The sequence below is a fragment of the Pseudoxanthomonas japonensis genome, assembly GCF_043632995.1.
GTDB classification, from domain to species: Bacteria; Pseudomonadota; Gammaproteobacteria; order Xanthomonadales; family Xanthomonadaceae; genus Pseudoxanthomonas_A; species Pseudoxanthomonas_A japonensis.
The window spans coordinates 1373689-1393356 of sequence record NZ_CP171632.1 but is presented as its reverse complement, the minus strand read 5'-3'; the positions used below and the strand labels follow the sequence as shown (position 1 = coordinate 1393356).

The window sequence follows — 19668 nt, the reverse complement described above, 5'->3', positions numbered from 1 at the left end:
TCACTCGCTGGATGAAGTAAGCGGCGCTTGGCGCGCCAGGGGAATGCCGAAGGTGCCGGTGCCCAGCGCCTGCGCGACCAGTCGTTCGCTGTCGTGCGCCAGTCCGCGTTGCCGCACGTCGATCCACTCGAGCGTGCGCGCTTCATGCGACAACCGGCGCTTGTACGGCTGCGCGCCGGCCAGGAAATCGAACGCCGCCAGCCCCTCGTCCAGGCAATGCTGGATGCAGGCGGCCAGCGCGGCCGAGCCCGGACTGTCGTAGCGCGGCAACGCGCCATAGTTCAGTCCGCAGTTGTAGAAGTACACCGTCCCGCGCCAGTGCAAGTTGTACAGATACCCGACCACCAGCGCGCCCGCGCTGACGCGCGTCAGCCGCACATAGCCATCGCCCGAGCCCTTCCGCACCAGCGCCTGGTGGAAGGCATGGAAGAAGTCGCTGGAGAACGACCCCTCCTTTCCTTTCGACCGCCACCGGCGCTCGTGCAGCGTGCGCAGCTCGTCCAGCCATGCCAGCGCCTGCCCGACGCTGTCGGCCACCTCGACCTTCAGTGCGCCGTGCGCTTCGTAGGCACGCAGGCTCTGCCGCAGGTGGTGGCGGAAGTTGCGCTTCAACGAATCGACATAGCCCTTGCCGCTGTCCCGCAGCCGGTCCAGGTCGACCCGACAACAGGGCTGGCTGAGCACGCAATAGCAGTGCAGGCCGGCGGGCAGCGCGGACGCGATATGCGGCCCATGCGCGGTGGCGGTGATGCGGAAGCGCCTCCACCCCTCCCAGTGGCCTTCGAGGGCGCGGAACAGGGCCGCGTACGCGGCGACTTCACCGCCGCGCCTGACCAGCAGTCCGGAATACTCGACGCTGATCTCGTCCAGCGCGTCCATGCCGGTTTCCTGCAGCCGCAGCGAATGACGCCCGAAGAAGCGGCCCTTGCCGCGCTCCGGCGCATCGACCGCCACGGCCAGCGCCAGCAAGCCCTCCGCGTCCTCGATGCGGAACACCCGCGGCACGATGTGCGCCGGCAGCTGTTCCAGCCAGGTCGAGATCCAGTGCCAGTGCGTGAACGGGGTCCCGTCGGACTGCGCCTGCAAGCGCATCCAGTCGTCGGCAAGATCCGGGTACTCGGCCAGCACCCGCCATGTCCCCCTCGCCTCGCTGGTGATCCGCGATGCCGGGCCGCCGACGGCGCCCGTCATCAGGCACGGCCCAGGCAGACGTCGCCGTCGCTCACGCCCAGCACCTGCCGGCAGATGGCCAGCGTATCGGCCGCGACGTCGCCCCAGCCACGACTTACCGACGCCGACACCGCGGCGGCGTCCCAAGTGCGCGCCAGCGCATCGGCCAGGCCGTGCTCCAGCGCAGCGGCATCGCGCGGCGGCACCAGGATGCCGTTGCCGGCCTTGATGATCTCGCCGGTGCCGCCGACCGCGGTCGCCACCACCGGACGGCCGCAGGCGATGCCTTCGACCACCACGTTCGGATAGCCTTCCGACCAGCTCGGCAACGTCAGCACATCGGAGGCACCGATCCATTCGGCGACCTGAGCCGGCTCGAGTCCGCCGGTCATGGTGACGCGCCCGGCCAGGCCGGTCGCCTGCACCAGGCCGGCCAGTTCCTCGCGCATCACGCCGTCGCCGACCAGGGCCAGGCGGACGCGCGGATCCTGTCCGGCAAGCGACTGGAATGCCTGCAGCAGTTCGCGCATGCCCTTGGCTTCGACGAAACGGCCGACATAGGTGATCAGGCGCGCATCGGCGGGGACGCCCAGCTTGCTGCGCATCGCCTGGCGGTCGCGCGGATGGAACACGTCGGTGTCGATGCCGTTGACCACCGGATGCACGCGCTCAGGATCGGCGCCGAAGGTCGCGATGGCGGTGTCGCGCATCGCATGGCTGACGGTCAAGATCGCGTCCAGACCCTGCAGGGTACGACGGGTCAGGTGGGCGTTGAGGCCGGTGCGCACATGGATGTCGGAACCGCGGGCACCGACGATGCAGGGCACGCCCAGGCGCCGTGCCGCACGCTTGGCCGCCGCACCATCCGGGTACACCCAGTACGCCAGCACCAGGTCCGGTTCGAACCGGCGCATCCGCGGCACCAGCGCGCGGCTCGCCATCCAGCCGTTGGTGGCGCGCGACAGACCCGGCAGCGCCGGATAGGTGAAGGCCTCCACGTCCACGCCGTCCAGCGTGTAGTCCTCGCCGACCTCACCGCGCAGGAAGCTGCGCGGCGACAGGCCCGGAATGCGGGGATAGCTCGCCTGCTGGAAGAACACGCGCACCTGCGCGAGTTGCGAGAGCGCGCGTGCGGTCTCATGGATGTAGCGGCCCCGCGTCTGGTCGTGGGGCACGGGCAACATCGGGGTGACGAGGGCAATCCGGGGCATCATCAATCTCTTTGAACGCGAATGGTCCGTCTCTCAGGCCAGAGACAGCGGTCATCCCATCGCCAGCAGCACCTTCAGCACGACATAGAAGCCGACCACGGCACCCGCCGTCAGCACGGCCCAACGCACGAGGTGGTTGCCTAGGCGCAGTTCGCCCAAGGCCGGGAAGCGCGCCAGGACATTGGAATGGTGGGCCACGACCAGTGCGGCGAGCAGGTACAGCAGGATCACGTAGCTGCGGCTCAGGAAGAACGCCGCAGCGAAGAAGCCTGCCTGCGCCACCAGCAGCACCAGCGCCATCGCCCTGGCCTCCTGCCATTCGACGATGTCGTCCTCGTCCTCGAATTCCGGCTCGAAACGGACGATGCGGTACATCATCCAGAAACCGTACCCGACGAAGGTGAACCACAACGAGAAACCGATGATGCCCGTCTCGGCGAGCACCAGGATGATCGAGTTGTGCGCGGTGAGGTAGTGGTACTGCGTGAACTGCCCTGCCCCCACGCCGAGCACGGGATGGGTGATGAACATCTGCATGCCTTCGTACCAGGCATCGATGCGGCCGGAAGCGGAGGACTCCTGCACGTTCAACTCGTCCAGTCGCGACGGCATCATGCGCAATACCACCATGGCCCCCGCGCCGAGCATGGCGGCCCAGATCGCGCCGCGCTGGATCCAGATGTAGACAGCGGTCATCGCGACCACGGCCAGGAACGAGCCGCGCGAGTTGGTCAGGTAGATGCCGTAGAACAGCAGCAGGCATCCGCAGTACCAGAACAGGCGCCGCAGGCCCAGCAGGCCCCCGCGGCTGCCCAGGTAGGCCGCCATCGGCAGCGAGATGACGAACAGCATGCCCAGGTCGTTGGGGTCACTGAAGATGCCGACGTACTGGATACGCCCGTCCTCGACCGTCGTCTGGCCGGTCCAGCCGACACCGGTCGCCGCCTGCTCCCAGCCGTGCGCCGCCATGACGAACGCGCACAACACGATCACCGTCATGATCGTCCGCGTGTAGGCGGGCGTGTTGACTGCATTGGCGAGCAGGAAGAACGACACCAGGCAGGGCAGGAAGTACAGGAACGCCCCCACCGCGCCTTCCATCCACCCTATCGCCAGCAACGACAGGCAAAGCACGAGGTGGAACATCGGCAGCAGGAGGTACTGCGGCGCATTGAAGCGCTTCTCGCGCGAGAAGACCCAGGCGCCCAGCGCCGACACCATCGCCATCGGCAGGATCGGAATCCCGAAGTCCGCCATCTGCGGATAGTCCTGCGGCCTCAGCAGGACCAGCATCAGATAGATCAGCACGAAGACGAACATCATCATCGGCGTTCGCCCCCCCTGGCGTGCGCAACTCCTTCAGGATGCCACGATCCACCGCATCCGCTCACCACAGGTGCAACCTCGGGTTCCGGACATAGGCGACCAGCGCCTGACCGGCGTAGAGATTCATGTGCAGGAACGTCGACGCCAGGCGCACCGGCATCCACTCCGACAGCGCGGGCAGCCAACTGGCGGCCACCGCGAGCGCGACGCCCCCCAGGCCGGCCAGCAGGCAGGCCAGGTACAACGGGTGCGAGAAGGCGAGGATGGCCGACGACACCGCCAGCACGCAGAGCAGCCACGGCACCATCAGCCTCAGCAGCTTGTGGCTGACGAAGCGGAACCACAGCGGGTTCTGGAACGGCACCACCAGCCACGGCGCGATCGCCACCGCCTGATAGTTGCCGGCCAGCGTACGCACCTTGCGCACGCGTTCCTGCGCCGAGGTCGTGGATGGCGTGTCCCAGGCCACGGCGCCCGCCTCGAAGACGACCCGGTAGCCGTCGCGCACCACGTTCATCGGCGTCAGCACGTCGTCCAGCACGGTGCCGGCGGGAAGCGGCACGTACAGGTCCCGCCGGATCGCGTAGAGCGCGCCCGTGACCCCCACCACCGAGCCACTGCGGGCCTCGGCGTTGCGGATCATCTTTTCGTAGCGCCAGTACGCACCGACCTTGGCGGCGAAACCGCCGGTCTCGTCGGTGAAGCAGAGTTCGCCGCTGACCGCGCCGACGTCCTGGTCCGCGAAGTTCGTGGCCAGACGCGACAACGCGTCGCGCTCGAGCCGCTGGCGCACGTCGACCATCAGCAGGATGTCGCCGGTGGCGGCGTCCACCAGATCCGCCAGGCACGCCGCCTTGCCGCGGCGCTGCGGGAACTCGACCACGCGCAGGCGTGGCGACGCGATCCGGCGCAAGGCGTCGGCTGTCGCGTCCGTGCAGCCGTCGCAGGCGACGACGATGTCCAGGTGCTCGGGCGGGTAGTCCAGCGACAGCAGGTTCTCGACCTTGGCCACCGCGCTTCCGGCCGCGTTGTACACGGCCAGGAGTGCCGTCACGCGGGGCGTGTACGGACGCTTGCGCACGGGATCAGGGAACAGGCGCCCCCACGCCAGCACCCACAGCGGATAACCGGCGTAGGTGAACGCGATGACGGCCAGGCTGCCCCAGAAGGCGATGAGGACGGGCATGTCCGCCATCAATGCACCCCGTCCGTCGGCAACCCGTCGGCCCAGCGCTGCAGGCGTCCCTGCATCCGGCCCGCAAGCGCCGGGTAGCGTTGCAGCAGGGCGTCGAGATGCTGGATGTCGCCGGCACGCCAGGCGCGCATCATGACGGTCCCCAGCACGAACACCGCCGCATAGATCAGGCCACCCGCCAGCTCGGTCCAGGGATTGATCCCGCCCAGCAGCATCGGCACCAGGGCGACGGCGATCGCCATCAATGCGCACAGCAGCATGCGGCCGAGTTCGCGCCATGGCATCCGCAACTTCAGCAGGCGGGACACGCCGGTGGCCATCAGCGTGAAGATGAGCACTTCCGAGATGGCATGCGCGGCCACGGCGCCGTTCAGGCCGTAGCGCGGGATCAACAGCACCGACAGCACGCCCACGCTCAGGATGGAGAACAGCACGTAACCCACGCGCAGATGCTGGTTGTCGGTCGTCGACAGCAGCGCATTGAACGCGCCGCCGATCATGGTGAATCCGCCCACGATCATCATCACGCGCAGGGGATTCACCACCGCCTTGTACTCCGCGCCGTAGAGCAGGGTGATGGCGCTGTCGGCCACCAGTGCCCCGCCCCCCGCCAGCAGCAGGCCGATGAAGGCGAAGTAGCGCATAGCGTTCGCCATGATCGCGTTGACGCCCTCCTGCCCGCCCTTGCCGAACGCATGCCCCATCATCGGCATCAGCACCGTGGCCAGCCCGGACGCGAGCAGGTCCACGCCTCCGCGCGTCAGCGCGGCGGCGATCGCGAAGTAGCCCACCGCCGCCGAACCGACCATGGCGTTCAGCATCCAGGTCTCGATGGACTTGTTGCTGATGGCGTAGGCCAGCGTCAGCAGCACGGTCCATCCGAGGTGCCGCTTCAGGCGCGCCAGCGTCGCCGGATCCACGGGCTCGCGCGACGGCCGCACGCCCGCCTTGCGCAGCATCATGGACGAACACACGACGTACCCGACGCTGACGAACGCGAACAGCAGCAGGTACGCCAGCAACGGCGCCTTCATCACCACCATCACGAGTACCGCGGCGATGCTGAGCAGGCTCATCGTCACCGTGGAGCGCGCTTCGACGTGGAACAGGCCGTACCCCTTGGCCACGGACACATCGAACAGGAACATGGCCTTGGCGATGGCGGCGACCAGCACCACCGCGGCGAATACCGCCAGGTGACCCTCCCAGCCGGCGGGCTTGAACCAGGGCATCGCCACCAGGAACAGGCACCCCACCAGCACGACACAGGCGAGCTGCCGCCGGCGCAGCCATCCGTGGATGCTGCTCGCGTTCTCCGGCGAGCTCCTGCCCAGGCTCTCCGATGCGAAACGGATCACCGTCGTGGTCAGGCCGTTGTTGCTGAACATGATCAGCAGACCGGCCATCCACACCATGTAGGTGTACCGGCCGAAGTCGTCCGGCCCCAGCGTCCGCGCCAACAGGATGCTGGTCAGCATCCCCAGCGCATACGTCACGTAGGTCGACCCCATGACCATGATGGCGCCGCGGATGGCCGTTCGGCCGTTGAAAGGCTGGTTCATATTCCCCTGGGATCGGTGCAACGGGCCGCACCTGTGCTCACTGCCTCGAACAACGCAGAAAACAGCGAACAGTGGTCACGCGTCGTCGCATCCGGCTCAGGCTGGCGTTCATACTCTGACCTGCCGCCGGCACCTTTCACGTTGTCATCGCCATATGAAACCAACAGGCACGCTGGGCATCGTTCATGTCCTCGACTCCCTCGAATACGGCGGACTGGAACGCGTCGTTGCCGACCTGGCCATCGCACAGGCGAAACACGGGCACGCGGTCACGGTGTTCAGCCTCTGCGACACCGACGGATTCCGTCCCTTCCTGGAGCAGGCCGGCATTCCCGTCGTCATCGGGCACAAGCGCGGCGCGGCGGATCCCGCGATGATCCGCCTGCTGCGCTCCACCCTGCTGGAGGCCGGCGTGGACGTGGTGCATACCCACAACTTCGTGCCGAGCTACTACGCCGCCGCCGCCACGCGCTTCGCTCGGCGCCGTCCCGTGCTGGTGAACACCTGCCACAACATGGGCGGCAGGCTCGGCAATCGCCGGCTGCGCTGGCTGTACCAGTGGTCGCTGGCGCATTCGCGCAGGATCGCGATGGTCGGCCGCAAGGTCCGCGACCAGTTGCTGTCGCGCAACCTGGTGCCGGCCAGCCGCAGCAGCGTGGTGATGAACGGCATTCCGGTCGATCAGTTCCCGCGCTCGCCGGCGCTCCGTGACGAGGTCCGCCGCGAACTCGGCATCGCACCGCAGGCCCTGGTGGTCGGTACGGTCGGCCGGTTGGTGGAACTGAAGAACCAGCGGCTGCTGCTGGATGCCGTGGCGCACCTGGCAGCCTCCCATCCTGACCTGGTGGTGGTGCTCGCTGGCGATGGCCCGTTGCGCAGCGGACTGGAAGCCTGCGCCGGACAACTCGGCATCGCGGACCGCGTCGTGTTCACCGGCGCGCGCAAGGACGTGCCCAGGCTGCTCAACGCCTTCGATGTCTTCGCCCTGCCCTCGCGCACCGAAGGATTGTCGATCGCCCTGCTGGAAGCCTGCGCGGCTGGACTTCCCCTGCTGGCCACGCGTGTGGGTGGCAACGACGAGATCGTGCAGGCGGACGAGACCGGGCTGCTGGTGCCATCGGACGATGCGGTCGCATTGCGCACGGCCCTGTCGCGCCTGCTGCAGGCGCCCGCCGAGCGACAGCGCATGGGCGAGAACGCGCGGCGCTGGGTGGTCGAGCACGGATCGATCGACGTCATGCGGGGAAACTACGACGCGCTGTACGGCGCCGCGCTGGCAACGCGCTGACGCCTCACCCGCGACGACTGTCGCCGCGCGGGTGGCGCCCGTCGCCGTCAGCCAGCGCGCTTCGAAAGATCCTCGAACGCGCGCTCCAGGCCGATACCGGTCGGCACGCGCTGCTGCCAGCCGATCGCCTTCAGCTTGCCGTTCGGGTATTCGAAGCGGCGGTACATGGAACGCACCACGTAGGGCGTGAACACCGCCGGCAGCTGCCCCTTCGACCACCGGTGATAGCGCAGCAATATTTTCGCGCCCAGCATGAACACCGGATACGGCACCGGCAGCACGCGCAACCTGGCGACCTGGCGACGGTAGGCGCGCAGGTACTGCGAACACGTCGGAATGTCGTCGTCGACCACGTTGTACGCCTGGCCATCGGCGCCGCTCAACGCGGCGCAGGCGATCGCATCGGCACAGTTGTCCACGTAGGTCAGCGGCAACGGCGCGCGACCGCCCAGGCTGAAGAACAACCCCATCGCACCGATGCCGACGCGGTTGGAGAACGCGCCGCCGCCGGGCCCGTAGATCACGCCCGGCCGCAGCACCACGGTCTCGAAACCATACCGCTCGCGGTACTCGTCGAGCAGGTGTTCCTGCCGCGTCTTGGCGTGCGCATACGGCCCCTTGTCGATGCCGATCGGCTCGACCGGCACCGTTTCGTCGTGGGCCGCACCCGTCGGCAGCGAGGCGGTCTGGTAGACCGCGAACGAACTCACCATCACCACGCGGCGCACGTGGGCGGCGGCCGCCGCATCCAGCAGGTTGCGGGTGCCGACAACGGTATTGGCGAACATGTCCGCCGCCGAACCGCGCATGCCCGCCGCCGCGTGCACCAGCACGTCGACGCCTTCCAGCATCGGCGCCAGATCGTGGCGATGCAGCAGGTTGGCGGCGACGACACTGACGTTCGCGTCGGGGTAGTCGCGCTGCAAGCACTCCAGCAGGCCCGGCGGCGCCGTGCGGCGCACATGGATGCGCAGGTCCTGCACGCCGGCTGCCAGCAGGCTGTCGGCGATCCTGCGTCCGAGGAATCCGGCCGCGCCGGTCAACAGCACGGTCATGCCGGCCGCTCCAGTGCTTCGACGATGCCGTCGATCAGGGTCGCCACCCGCAGGATGTGGGCATGCGGCACGGGATCCTCGTCCCGGCCGTCGATGGCGCCGTAGAAGCCGCGCAGCAGCACGCGCATGCACTGGAAGTAATGGAACTGGTTGCGCATGAAATCCCCGGTATTCCTCGCGCCGTTGCGGGCGAAGCGCAGCGACTGCACCCAGGCCGGGAACAGCCGACCCAGCGAACTGGGCTGGTCCTGCCGCGCACTGCGCACCAGCGTGCGCGCGGCGTAATCGAGTTCGACAGTGTCGCGGGTGCCGTACACCTTCATCGTGTGCGAGACCGGCCGTGCATGGGAGCTGACCATGCCGGACACGGTGACGCCGTTGGCACCCGACAGCGTGAAGCGCAACTCGTCCGGCATCGCATCGAGCGCGGGATCCCCGCTGGCCGGGCGCATGCGGTGGGCGAAGGCGTTCACCGTCACCGGCTCCTCCAGGAAGCCGACCACCTTGGCCAGTACATGGTCGAGCACGTTGTGGAACAGCTTGCCGGGCAAGCGGTGGACCCAGTGCGCAGGATCGCCCATCACCGCCATGCCGTAGTCGCCGCCCAGGTTGTAGCCGTAGGTGGTGTCGATATGCACCACGTCGCCCAGGGCCCGTTCGGCCATCAGGTCGCGCAGCTGCAGGCCCGGCGTCTCGAAGTTGTAGAGGTAGTTCACGCCGATCTTCCGCCGGGTCGCCTGCGCGCATTCCAGGATGCGGCGCGTACCGGCGGCGTCCAGCGCAAAGGGCTTTTCCAGGAACACATGGCAACCCAGTTCCATCGCCTGGCATGCGAGCTGCACGTGCGAGTCCGGCGGCGTCACGATGTGCACCACGTCCAGCCGCTCGGCGCGCACCATCTCGGCCATGTCCGCATGCGCGGCCACGCCGTTCCAGCGCTGCGCGAACCGTTCGACCATCAGCGGCTCGCGATCGCATGCGGCGACCAGGTCGGCACCGCCGATGGCGCGCAACTGCTCGGCATGACCGTCCGCGATCTTGCCGCACCCCACGATCCCAACCCTCATCCGACGCTCCCGGCAACGCGCGGCTGGGCCGGCGCCGACGCCTCGCCGCCGACGCGGTAGGCCGGCCGCGCGATCACGTAGTCGCGGTACTGGCCCGGCTCGCCGGTTTCGCCGGCTTCCGCGGCTTTCGCCAGGTTGTACATCTCGCGCGCACTGACGTAGTGCAGCTTCCACTGTTCACCATCGTTGTAGCGCGATTCCAGGTAACGGTAGGCCTCGTCCATCGACTGGCCGAGCAGCGTATCCATGTCGCAGTCCTCGGCCCCGTGGGTATGGATCTTGACGAAGGTCCATTCCGGTCGGCCTTCCACGTGGATGCCGGTCTTCACCCAGGCATCGATGCGGTCGCGCGAAGGCGGCGCGACCTTGCGGATGTCGGAATTCTCGATGCGCGGGATCAGGCCGAACTTGCGGCTCTTCCAGCGGAAGCCGAGCGGCCCCTGGATGATCATCAGGTCCGCATCGGCCTGGCGACCACCCGCCTTCACGCGCGGGCCGGTGTCGTGCGACTTGCAGCGCGCGGGATCGTCCTTGGCGTAGTGGATGCGGTTGACCGTGCGCGTCTGGCACGGGTCCGGCGCCGCCGGCAGCGTGAAGTCGGCATAGCAGCCTTCTTCACGCAGCACGATCAGTTCGTTGTCGACGCCGCAATGGCGACCACTCGGATGGCTGTTGTCCAGCGCCCAGTTGCCGTGGATGAAGGCCCATCGCGGCTGGCCGGTGGCTGGATCGCGCGGCAGCGCATCGTGGCGCGAGGCAAGCAGTTCGGTGAAGCGCGACAGCTTCTCGCGCAGGCCGGCCTCGGTATCGTTGTCGTGGTGCAGGTGGATCTCGATCTCGCCCAGCCCCTGCCGGCAGAGATCGACCAGCGCGTCGAGATGCTCTTCGCGATATTCCTCTTCGGGATAGAAGAACGAATGCACCGGCGGGCGACCATCGGCATCGCGATGACCGGCACACAGGCGCGGCAGGTCGCGACTCCAGCGGGCGACGCGGGCGCGCTCCTTCTCGAGGTCGGGCTTGCCCCACGCGGGCTCGTAGTGGTCGACGAAGCAGAACAGCAGGTGGCGGGTGGTGCCCTCGGGCACCGGCGCGCGCCAGTCCTGTTTCATCCAGGCCAGCAGCCAGCCCATCACGTTGCGCTTGCGCACCAGACGGATGGCCAGGACCAGGCCCAGCAGGACGACGACCGTCAGCGAAATCAGTACGAACTTCATCAGCGATATCCCGGGAGCGAAACGGTTCCACACCGCCTGCAAGGAGGCGTAGTGCGATCTTGCGACCAGACCGGCATCGTCGGCGCCGGCACTCAATGAGGCAAGGGTGTCGTCGGCGACGGCCACGACGGGCGAGGAAGGCGGCGGCACGGCGGCCGCCTGCAGGCCGGTCTCGTAGGCGCCGAGGTCCGGCGGGTCGCCGCGTGGATGGCCATCGATGTCGTCCGTCACCGCGTCGAGCGTGGTGCCGGCCTTGATCGCCGGGCTTCCGGTCTGCAGCTTGCCTGTGTCGTCCAGCATGAAGGAAGCAGCCTGCACGCCATGCGCATCGGCCCCCATGCGGCGGCGCCAGCGGTCGAAGTCGCCGTTGGCGACCAGCATCGGCGTCTGCGGGCGCTGGTCGATGAACCGGCAGGCGCCCCGGCGATCCGAATAGCCGTTCCAGTCCATGCCGGGATCGCCGTCGAGCGCCGACAGCGCGCCGCCGAGTTCCTCTTCATGCGTCCAGCGGATCTCCACGCACGGTCGGCCATCCTGCACGACCAGGTTGTTGCGCACCGTCGGGTTGATGTTGGGCGGACGCTTGGCGTCCTGGTCCCAGTCCTGCAGCGACAGGCCGAAGAACAGCGCGGCATGCCCCTTCGACCCGGCATTGATGATGGTGTTGTTGGCGACGATGGCATCCTTGGAGGCGTACATGCCGATGCCCGAATACCCCGTGTTGCGCACCACGTTGTTGCGCACGATCCCGCGGATGGACTCGTAGTACTGCGGGTTCGCGCTCAGGTCGAAGAACTCCACGCTGGTGTCGAAACCCACCAGGATCCCTGCATCGCCCGTGTTCTCCACCCGGTTGCGCTGCACCACCACATCGCGCGCGCCGCCCTTGAAGTACATGCCCGTGGTGGCCGTGTCGTGGATGTAGCTGTCTTCCACCAGCATCCCGTCGGCATTGACGTTGTCGATGCCGTCGGCATTGCTGTTGTCGCGCGCACCGGTGGTGTGGATCTCCACCCGCCGGATCGTGGCCCGGTTCGACTTGGGCGTGATCTTGATCCCGTCACGGCCCGTGCTGTGGATCAGCAGGTCTTCCAGCACCACGTCCGTGGCGCCGGTATCGGTGGCAGGACCGGGACCGCCCTGGTACCAGTTGGTCTGCAGCATGATCCCGTAGTAGTAGCCGCCGCTGATCTCCAGGTTCGACAGCCGGCTGCCCGAGGCCGCCGGGTCGATCTGGATGGTCACCGTCTCCGGCGTGGTGATCGCGCAGTGGATGCGCGCCTTGCCTTCGCCGGCGTAGGTCTGCAGCGTCATCTTCTGCCGCAGGCGCACATCGCACTCGTTGTAGATACGGTTGTTGGCCGGGGCGCGCAGGGTGATGGTGTCGCCGGCACGGCCGGCGCTGATCGCACGCTTGACCGTGCGGTAGGGGTTCTGCAGCGTGCCGGTGCCGCTGCTGTCGTTGCCCGACGTCGAGACGAAGTACTCGGCCGACAGCGCGGGCTGGCTCACGCTCGCACCCGTGGCCAACAGCAGCGCCATCACGGGAACGGCCGCGCGCGAGGAAAGGGACATGGACATCGGTGGCGGGTTTCCTGAAGTTCCCAATCCCGCCGTGTACCATCACGACAGGGGCGGCCTGCCCGGAGGGTTGCCAGGGGAACGTTGCGCCGGTCGTCGCTGCCGTCGACAACGCATCCGCCGTGGTCGCCCCCCCGGGAATGTCCCGTGCACCGCGTCTTATCAGGGGAAAACGCGGATGCATCGGGATTCCGGCCAATGACAGTCCTGTTTCAGGGACAAACCGCGTTACAGGAAGGGAACAGGATCTGTCGACACGCGATGCATGCCGGTATTCGCGCGCGGTCGAGAAGGGGATGGACGTGAAAAGAGGAATGATCGCCAAACTGCTGTCGGTGACGGGACTGGGCCGCGTACTGGCCACGCTTCCCCGCCGCGGGGTACTGGTGTTCAACTACCATCGCATCGGCGACGACGCGGCATCGCAGCCGTACGATCGCGCGCTGTGGAGCGCGAGCGTCGATGGCTTCGACGCACAGGTCGGCCACCTGGCACGCGGCTTCGACGTCATCTCCCCGAAGGATCTGGACTACGCGCTGGGGGACCGGAAGGGTCGCTACGCGCTGATCACCTTCGACGACGGTTATCTCGACAATTACGAGTTGGCCTACCCGATCCTGCGGCGCCATCAGGTTCCAGCCGCCTTCTTCATCGCGACAGGCTTCATCGACAAGCCGTCGCTGCCGTGGTGGGACGAGATCTGCTGGCTGCTGCGCACGTCGCCCCACGCGAGAATCTCGCTGTCGCCCTGGATCAGCCAGCCGCTCCACCTCAAGCCGGATTGCAACGGCGCCATCGCGCTCATGCTGGCCCGCTACAAGTCGCTGCCCTCCAGCGACGCGGAGGCGATGCTGCACGCGCTGCGCGCTGCGGCCGGCGTGCGCCACCCGGACGACGTGGCCGGGCACTGGATGAACTGGGACATGATCCGCGAGATGGCGCGCGGCGGCATGACCATCGGCGGGCACACGGTCAACCATCCGGTGCTGTCGCGGATGCCGAAGGAGCAGCAGTACCGGGAAATCTCCGGCTGCGCCGCACGCCTGAAGGCCGAAGTCGGGTGCGACATGGAGTACTTTGCCTATCCGGTCGGCAACCGGACCTCGTTCAATGAGGACACCCGCGCCTGCCTGGAAGCCATGAACGTGCGCCACGCCTTCTCGTACTACGGCGGCTACGCCACGCAGGCATCGCCGCGCTACGACATCCCGCGCGTGGCGATGGAAAGCCACATCGTGCAGTACGAATTCGAAGCCATGGCATCGCTGCCGCAGGTCTGCGCGCGCCCCTACAACTGAGCAACGCTCCACCCCCATGAACGACGGCGCGGATTTTCTGGCCCTGTACAAGGAACTCGGCGTCGATCCCGAGTGCGATACCGACACCTTCAAGCGCGCCTACCGGCGACGCGTGTCGGGACTGCACCCCGACCGAGCCGGCAGCGGCGACGGTGACGAAGAAAAGCTGAAGAAGCTCAATCGCGCGTGCTCCGCCGCACTGGAGTTCCATCGCGTGCACGGGCGCTTCCCGGGTACCGCGGTGAAGTCGACGGTGGCGCCGGCCGCCGTGCGCAGCGAGGTCGTGCCGGCGGTTGGCGAGGACGCCATCGACGACGCCGACAGCCCGATGCGCTGGCGCGCCCTCCTCTGGCTGGGCCTGGGCGTGGCGGTGACGGCACTGGTGCTGTCGGCGAGCGATGACGATCACCCTGCCTCGCCGACCGCATCGGCGGTATCGATCCCGGACGTGGCCCGGCCAGGTGCGCGCACGACGGAGATCGCCGTCCTGAAGCTCGGCATGACACCTCGCGAGGTGATCGCTGTGACCGGTCAGCCTTTCGGCAGCGACGCGAGCGGGCAGCAGTGGCTGTACGGCGCCTCGTGGGTGCGGGTCGCCTGCGGGCAACTGGTGGACTGGTACAGCTCACCATCGCGGCCGCTCAATGTTGCCCATGAACGGCCGGGACCCGACGATACGGTGCCCGGCTTCAGGCCGCGGCGGCACTGTCCGCCGGGCGGCTGACGGCCGCACCGGAGTGCGGCGAGGCGCGGAGCGTGCGCGGCTCCGCGTCGATGACGTCCTACGCGGGTTCTTCGTCGGCCGGAATCGGCTTGCCTTCGGCTTCGGCCTGCAACACGCTGCGCCGGATCTTGCCCGTGCCGGTCTTCGGCAGCGCGTCACGGAACTCGACGGACCGCGGCACCATGAATTCCTCCAGGTGCGCACGGCAATGCGCCATGATGGCGCGGGCGTCCAGGTCGTCGCGGTCGGTCACCACGATCGCCTTCAGCGCATGGCCCATCACCGGATCCGGCACGCCTACCAGCGCGGCTTCGCGGACACCCGGCAATGCGTACAGCACGTTCTCGACTTCCTTCGGGCTGACCTTCTCGCCGCGCGACTTGAGGATGTCGTCCTTGCGGCCCACGAAGTACAGGAAGCCTTCTTCATCCATGCGGAACAGGTCGCCGGTGTGCAGCACCTTTTCCCACGGATAACGCCCGGCCTTCAGCGTCTTCGCGGTCGCTTCCTCGTTGCGCCAGTAGCCCTGCATCACGTGGCCGCCACGCACGACCAGCTCGCCAACGACGTTCGGCGCCACTGGCTTGCCCTCGTCGTCGGCCACCCACACTTCCGTGCCGGGAATGGCGATACCGACGCTGTCAGGCCGCTTGCGCAACTGCTCCGGCGGCAGATAGGTGCAACGCTTGGATTCGGTCATGCCGTACATCGAGAAGATGCGGGCATTCGGGAAGATTTCCTGCAGCTTAAGGATGTGCGCCGGCGGAAGCGCTGCCGCGGTATTGGTCAGGTAACGCACGCCGCGCGCCCAGGCCGGATCGAAGTTGCCGATCTGCACGATCAGCGCCGCCATCGTCGGCACCAGCGGGAAGCCGGTGATGTTCTCGGACGCCAGCAGCGGCAGGATCTTCTGTGGGAACGCGAACGACTTCTCCAGCACCAGCGTGGCGCCCATCTTGACGCACATCAGCAACTGGTAGAGGCCGTAGTCGAACGACAGCGGCAGCACGCTCAGCACCACATCGTCGCGGCGCGATTCGAGGTAGGTGGTGATCGACGTCGCGGCATGCTCGATGTTCTTGTGCGTCATCATGACGCCCTTCGGATTGCCGGTGGAACCCGACGTATAGACCAGCATCGCCAGGTCGATGTCCACGCCGGCGTGGCGGCGGGCGGCGGCACCGCCATCGACGCCATCGATGAAGGCGGCATACGACACGGTATTGGCCGGCAGCGCCACGGCCGTATCGTCGACGATCACCACCTTGCGGATGCTGGGCGCCTGCGCGGCGGCGGCCAGCGCCACCGTCGCCAGGCTGGCCTGGGTGAACAGCACCGACGCCTCGCAGTTGTTCAGCACGAAGGCGAGCTTGTCGGTCTTGGTGGTCGGGTTGACCACGCTGAAGATGCCGCCGGCACGCAGGGTGCCGAAGATGCCCACCGCGGTTTCGACACGGTTCTCGAGAAACAGCACGCAGCGCTCGCCGTTGGCGAACGCGACGCGGTCGACCAGGGCGTCGGCGAAGCGGTCGGCGGCCGCATCCAGTTCCGCGTACGTGGTGCGCACGCCTCCCTGGATGATCGCGGCCTTGGAAGGCTCGTACGCAGCCGCGGCGGCAAGGTGCTTCTCGTACCTCAGCATGGTTACGCCGCCTCCTGCTGCTTGCGCGTCACGTAGGCGACGATGCCGGCGATGCTGCCCAGGTTTTCCGGCAGCACGTCCTCGTCGTCCACCGTCACCTCGAACGTCTCTTCGATCCACGTCACGATCGTCAGCACGCCGATGGAGTCGACGACCCCGGCATCCAGCAGATCCTGGTGAGTGTCGAGCTGTTCCCCGGCGTCGACCGGGAACGTCGTCCCGATGAATTCCCGTACGCGCTGCTCCATCGATTCCATGCAAGCGATCCAATTCGTTCTGTGGTGTGGACAGGAACGATGGCGCAGGCAGGTACCCCCTCCTGCAGCCATCGTCTCGTGATTCGGGCCCTGCCGGCGACGCGGACGTCCCCTTCAATGCAGGTGGCGGAATCCGGGTGCCGAGCTTCCCGTCATCCACACGCCAGGCGGCCAAGGCACCGGAGCCGTACTCCGATGTCAGGAAGAACGCACAAGCAGGCGCGAAGCGGCCAGTTCAGGCTTCCCGCACGCCGCGACGCAAACGAAAACGGGGCCCGGCGAATGCGGGCCCCGTCCTTGTGTATCGGGTGCAGTCCTGCAGCCGGTCAGTTCAACCAGCCCACCCATGCGAGCAGCCAACGCCACGCCCTTACGGCCGGCGGCGTGTATTGCCTGGCGGCGGCGGGCCTGGTCGTGGCGGGCTTCGCGGTCGACACCGAAGGCGCGGTGGTGGTGGCCGGCGTGCTCGACGGCACGACCGCCGACGCGGATCCGCTCGGCAGGCTGCCAGCCGTCACCGGCGTGGACGCCGCGCTGGTGCCGCGCACCGGGACCAGCGGCTGCACGCCATTGACGCGGATCGGGGCTGTGCTCTGCTGGCCGTATTCGTCCGCACCCAGGTCGAACGGTGCGGAACGGGCCTGGCCATCGATGTCGTCGGTCACCTGCGCCAGCGTGGTGCCGGCGTCGATGGCGGGACTGCCGGCAGGCAGATGGCCGGTGGCATCCACCGAGAACGCCGCCTGCTTGCTGTTGGCATCCGCACCCGTGCCGCTGCGCCATTGCGCCAGGGTCCCGGCCGTCACCGTGCTGCCCGGGCGACCGTCACGGAACACGCAGCCGTTGTTGAAGCCGTTCCAGTTGCTGTTCGGCGAACCGGAGAGACCCGACAGGCCGCCCAGCTCGGACGAGTAGCGGATCTCGACGCAGCGGTTGTTGTCCTGGATCACCAGGTTGTTGCGGAGGGTCGGGTTGGTGTTGGCAGGACGGCCCGCCTTCGGATCCCAGTCCTGGAAGGTGACGCCGAAATAGAGCGCGGAGTGGCCCAGGCGCCCGGCATTGATGATGGTGTTGTTGGCGACGATGGCATCCTTGGAGGCGTACATGCCGATGCCCGAATACCCCGTGTTGCGCACCACGTTGTTGCGCACGATACCGCGGATCGACTCGTAGTACTGCGGGTTCGCGCTCAGGTCGAAGAACTCCACGCTGGTGTCGAAACCCACCAGGATCCCCGCATCGCCCGTGTTCTCCACCCGGTTGCGCTGCACCACCACATCGCGTGCGCCGCCCTTGAAGTACATGCCCGTGGTGGCCGTGTCGTGGATGTAGCTGTCTTCCACCAGCATCCCGTCGGCATTGACGTTGTCGATGCCGTCGGCATTGCTGTTGTCGCGCGCACCGGTGGTGTGGATCTCCACCCGCCGGATCGTGGCCCGGTTCGACTTGGGCGTGATCTTGATCCCATCACGGCCCGTGCTGTGGATCAGCAGGTCTTCCAGCACCACGTCACTGGCGCCGGTATCGGTGGCAGGACCGCCCTGGTACCAGTTGGTCTGCAGCATGATCCCGTAGTAGTAGCCGCCGCTGATCTCCAGGTTCGACAGCCGGCTGCCCGAGGCCGCCGGGTCGATCTGGATGGTCACCGTCTCCGGCGTGGTGATCGCGCAGTGGATGCGCGCCTTGCCTTCGCCGGCATAGGTCTGCAGCGTCATCTTCTGCCGCAGGCGTACATCGCACTCGTTGTAGGTGCGGTTGTTGGCCGGGGCGCGCAGGGTGATGGTGTCGCCGGCACGGCCGGCGCTGATCGCGCGCTTGACCGTGCGGTAGGGGTTCTGCAGCGTGCCGGTGCCGCTGCTGTCGTTGCCCGACGTCGAGACGAAGTACTCCGCCGACAGCGCGGGGACACTCACGCAAAGACCGGCGGACAACAGAAGGACCGGGAACAGGGAACGGGGACGCAGGGGGGCGATAGCCATGAAAGCTCCGTTAAAGCGTGACAGCGCCCCCTGTTGCGCCGTGACCATTTTTGAAAAATCATTCAAAATCAATCATTTATGATCGATTTCGGAGGGGAGTCTAACACGCTAGACGGAGGTTGCGCATGACAGGGGGTGGCCGGATTGTGTTGCGTTCATCGTTTTTGGACGCGCACATGCGTGCACCCGACGAACGGACCTTCGGGGAGGCGCTGCGGAGAGAGGGCCTGCGCGCGCCGGCGACCGCGATCAGGTGGCCGGAAACTGCGCGCGCATCCACGCCGAAAAACGCGTGTTGAGCCGCAGCCGATCCTTGCGCTGGAAGAAGGTGTGGTCGCAGTCCGGCCAGTACTCCAGGCTGACCTGCGGCGCGTCCATGGCCACGCCGAAACATTCACGCGCCTGGCGCGCATGGTTGAAATAGCGGAACGCGCCGCCGGTGTAGACCAGCAGCACGCGCGCATCCCGGGCGGACAGGCGCTGCAGCCGCGCGACCGCTTCGTCGGGCGACGGGAAATCGCGGAAATCGCCTTCGTCGAGCGCGTGCTCACCGTCTTCGTCGCGCTTGAACAGGCGCCCTACCCTGCGCATCACCTTGCCCGCGTCGAGCAGGCCTGGCCCGTAGCGGCGGATCTTGTAGCCGGTCGTGCGGTAGGCATAGCCATCCAGCAGCACGATACCCGCCACGCGCGCGTTGCCATCGGCAAGCCTGAATGCGTCGTCCGCACCCGAGCAGATGCCGGACAGGACGAAGCGGTCGACACCCGTCAGCCCGGTGACCAGCTGCATGGCCGCATCCGCTTCCTGCTGCTTCAACACGGGTCCGGGACTTGCGCCAACCGCGTTGGCGCTGTCGCCACGTCCGGACAGGTCGAAGCGCAGCACCACGAAGCCGCAGCTGGCCAACGCACGCGCGAGTTGCGCATAGACACGGAATGGACCGGAACGCTGCACGAGCCCGGCATTGAGCAGGATCACCGCCGGCCGCCCCTCCGCGATCTGGCGCGGCCGCGACAGCACACCGACCAGACTCTCGCCGAAGACGTGCGCCGTCTCGGTGATGCCCCCTTCCTGCAGCATGTTTTCCCCTGAATGC

At 67.4% G+C, this 19668-nt stretch carries 15 protein-coding genes; 3 read left to right on the top strand and 12 right to left on the bottom strand.

Annotated features, from left to right (window positions below; genetic code table 11):
• From ACGHX3_RS06260 to ACGHX3_RS06240, 5 genes are all read right to left on the bottom strand, one after another.
• On the bottom strand, positions 1 to 1191 hold the full coding sequence (locus tag ACGHX3_RS06260; RefSeq protein ID WP_394696771.1) for a GNAT family N-acetyltransferase: 1191 nt from the start codon (positions 1189 to 1191) through the stop codon (positions 1 to 3).
• Positions 1191 to 2381 (bottom strand): glycosyltransferase, encoded by a 1191-nt coding sequence (locus tag ACGHX3_RS06255; protein WP_394696770.1) that lies wholly within the window; start codon positions 2379 to 2381, stop codon positions 1191 to 1193. Before ACGHX3_RS06255 ends, ACGHX3_RS06260 begins: the two co-directional genes overlap by 1 nt.
• A gap of 51 nt (positions 2382 to 2432) precedes the next feature.
• Positions 2433 to 3707: an O-antigen ligase family protein gene (locus tag ACGHX3_RS06250; RefSeq protein ID WP_394696769.1), complete on the bottom strand. Its 1275-nt coding sequence runs from the start codon at positions 3705 to 3707 to the stop codon at positions 2433 to 2435.
• A gap of 61 nt (positions 3708 to 3768) precedes the next feature.
• Positions 3769 to 4893, bottom strand: coding sequence for a glycosyltransferase family 2 protein (locus ACGHX3_RS06245; RefSeq protein ID WP_162336502.1), 1125 nt, complete (start codon positions 4891 to 4893; stop codon positions 3769 to 3771).
• An 8-nt stretch (positions 4894 to 4901) separates the two neighbouring features.
• Positions 4902 to 6464 (bottom strand): oligosaccharide flippase family protein, encoded by a 1563-nt coding sequence (locus ACGHX3_RS06240; RefSeq protein WP_394696768.1) that lies wholly within the window; start codon positions 6462 to 6464, stop codon positions 4902 to 4904.
• 154 nt (positions 6465 to 6618) lie between these two features.
• Between ACGHX3_RS06240 and ACGHX3_RS06235 the strand changes: the two genes are divergently transcribed.
• Positions 6619 to 7752: a glycosyltransferase gene (locus tag ACGHX3_RS06235; protein ID WP_394696767.1), complete on the top strand. Its 1134-nt coding sequence runs from the start codon at positions 6619 to 6621 to the stop codon at positions 7750 to 7752.
• 47 nt (positions 7753 to 7799) lie between these two features.
• Here ACGHX3_RS06235 and ACGHX3_RS06230 read toward each other — a convergent pair whose 3' ends face one another.
• The 3 genes from ACGHX3_RS06230 to ACGHX3_RS06220 are packed head-to-tail and all read right to left on the bottom strand — an operon-like array spanning position 7800 to position 12672.
• Positions 7800 to 8807, bottom strand: a complete 1008-nt coding sequence (locus ACGHX3_RS06230) for an NAD-dependent epimerase/dehydratase family protein (protein ID WP_394696766.1) — start codon at positions 8805 to 8807, stop codon at positions 7800 to 7802.
• Positions 8804 to 9874 (bottom strand): Gfo/Idh/MocA family protein, encoded by a 1071-nt coding sequence (locus tag ACGHX3_RS06225; RefSeq protein WP_394696765.1) that lies wholly within the window; start codon positions 9872 to 9874, stop codon positions 8804 to 8806. The genes ACGHX3_RS06230 and ACGHX3_RS06225 overlap by 4 nt, the downstream gene beginning before the upstream one ends.
• Positions 9871 to 12672: a right-handed parallel beta-helix repeat-containing protein gene (locus tag ACGHX3_RS06220; protein ID WP_394696764.1), complete on the bottom strand. Its 2802-nt coding sequence runs from the start codon at positions 12670 to 12672 to the stop codon at positions 9871 to 9873. The genes ACGHX3_RS06225 and ACGHX3_RS06220 overlap by 4 nt, the downstream gene beginning before the upstream one ends.
• A gap of 314 nt (positions 12673 to 12986) precedes the next feature.
• On the opposite strand from ACGHX3_RS06220, the gene ACGHX3_RS06215 reads away from it, so the two are divergent.
• Entirely contained in the window at positions 12987 to 13970 is a 984-nt protein-coding gene (locus tag ACGHX3_RS06215) for a polysaccharide deacetylase family protein (RefSeq protein ID WP_394696763.1), read from the top strand.
• 16 nt (positions 13971 to 13986) lie between these two features.
• Entirely contained in the window at positions 13987 to 14694 is a 708-nt protein-coding gene (locus ACGHX3_RS06210) for a J domain-containing protein (protein WP_394696762.1), read from the top strand.
• 58 nt (positions 14695 to 14752) lie between these two features.
• Here ACGHX3_RS06210 and ACGHX3_RS06205 read toward each other — a convergent pair whose 3' ends face one another.
• The 4 genes from ACGHX3_RS06205 to ACGHX3_RS06190 form a co-directional block, all read right to left on the bottom strand.
• Positions 14753 to 16336 carry a class I adenylate-forming enzyme family protein gene (locus ACGHX3_RS06205; RefSeq protein WP_394696761.1) on the bottom strand — a complete coding sequence of 528 codons (1584 nt, stop codon included), beginning with the start codon at positions 16334 to 16336 and terminating at the stop codon, positions 14753 to 14755.
• A gap of 2 nt (positions 16337 to 16338) precedes the next feature.
• On the bottom strand, positions 16339 to 16593 hold the full coding sequence (locus ACGHX3_RS06200; RefSeq protein WP_162336494.1) for an acyl carrier protein: 255 nt from the start codon (positions 16591 to 16593) through the stop codon (positions 16339 to 16341).
• A 326-nt stretch (positions 16594 to 16919) separates the two neighbouring features.
• Positions 16920 to 18572, bottom strand: coding sequence for a right-handed parallel beta-helix repeat-containing protein (locus ACGHX3_RS06195; RefSeq protein WP_394696760.1), 1653 nt, complete (start codon positions 18570 to 18572; stop codon positions 16920 to 16922).
• A gap of 249 nt (positions 18573 to 18821) precedes the next feature.
• Positions 18822 to 19652, bottom strand: a complete 831-nt coding sequence (locus tag ACGHX3_RS06190) for an alpha/beta hydrolase (RefSeq protein WP_394696759.1) — start codon at positions 19650 to 19652, stop codon at positions 18822 to 18824.
• Positions 19653 to 19668: the final 16 nt, after the last annotated feature.

Bases quoted from the DNA above. Each gene is read 5' to 3' on its own strand.
- ACGHX3_RS06210 (WP_394696762.1), top strand. From the start codon at position 13,987: ATGAACGACGGCGCGGATTTTCTGGCCCTGTACAAGGAACTCGGCGTC.
- ACGHX3_RS06255 (WP_394696770.1), bottom strand. From the start codon at position 2,381: ATGCCCCGGATTGCCCTCGTCACCCCGATGTTGCCCGTGCCCCACGAC.
- ACGHX3_RS06260 (WP_394696771.1), bottom strand. From the start codon at position 1,191: ATGACGGGCGCCGTCGGCGGCCCGGCATCGCGGATCACCAGCGAGGCG.
- ACGHX3_RS06190 (WP_394696759.1), bottom strand. From the start codon at position 19,652: ATGCTGCAGGAAGGGGGCATCACCGAGACGGCGCACGTCTTCGGCGAG.
- ACGHX3_RS06220 (WP_394696764.1), bottom strand. From the start codon at position 12,672: ATGTCCATGTCCCTTTCCTCGCGCGCGGCCGTTCCCGTGATGGCGCTG.
- ACGHX3_RS06245 (WP_162336502.1), bottom strand. From the start codon at position 4,893: ATGCCCGTCCTCATCGCCTTCTGGGGCAGCCTGGCCGTCATCGCGTTC.
- ACGHX3_RS06205 (WP_394696761.1), bottom strand. From the start codon at position 16,336: ATGCTGAGGTACGAGAAGCACCTTGCCGCCGCGGCTGCGTACGAGCCT.
- ACGHX3_RS06235 (WP_394696767.1), top strand. From the start codon at position 6,619: ATGAAACCAACAGGCACGCTGGGCATCGTTCATGTCCTCGACTCCCTC.
- ACGHX3_RS06250 (WP_394696769.1), bottom strand. From the start codon at position 3,707: ATGATGATGTTCGTCTTCGTGCTGATCTATCTGATGCTGGTCCTGCTG.
- ACGHX3_RS06240 (WP_394696768.1), bottom strand. From the start codon at position 6,464: ATGAACCAGCCTTTCAACGGCCGAACGGCCATCCGCGGCGCCATCATG.
- ACGHX3_RS06215 (WP_394696763.1), top strand. From the start codon at position 12,987: ATGATCGCCAAACTGCTGTCGGTGACGGGACTGGGCCGCGTACTGGCC.
- ACGHX3_RS06225 (WP_394696765.1), bottom strand. From the start codon at position 9,874: ATGAGGGTTGGGATCGTGGGGTGCGGCAAGATCGCGGACGGTCATGCC.
- ACGHX3_RS06230 (WP_394696766.1), bottom strand. From the start codon at position 8,807: ATGACCGTGCTGTTGACCGGCGCGGCCGGATTCCTCGGACGCAGGATC.
- ACGHX3_RS06195 (WP_394696760.1), bottom strand. From the start codon at position 18,572: ATGGCTATCGCCCCCCTGCGTCCCCGTTCCCTGTTCCCGGTCCTTCTG.
- ACGHX3_RS06200 (WP_162336494.1), bottom strand. From the start codon at position 16,593: ATGGAATCGATGGAGCAGCGCGTACGGGAATTCATCGGGACGACGTTC.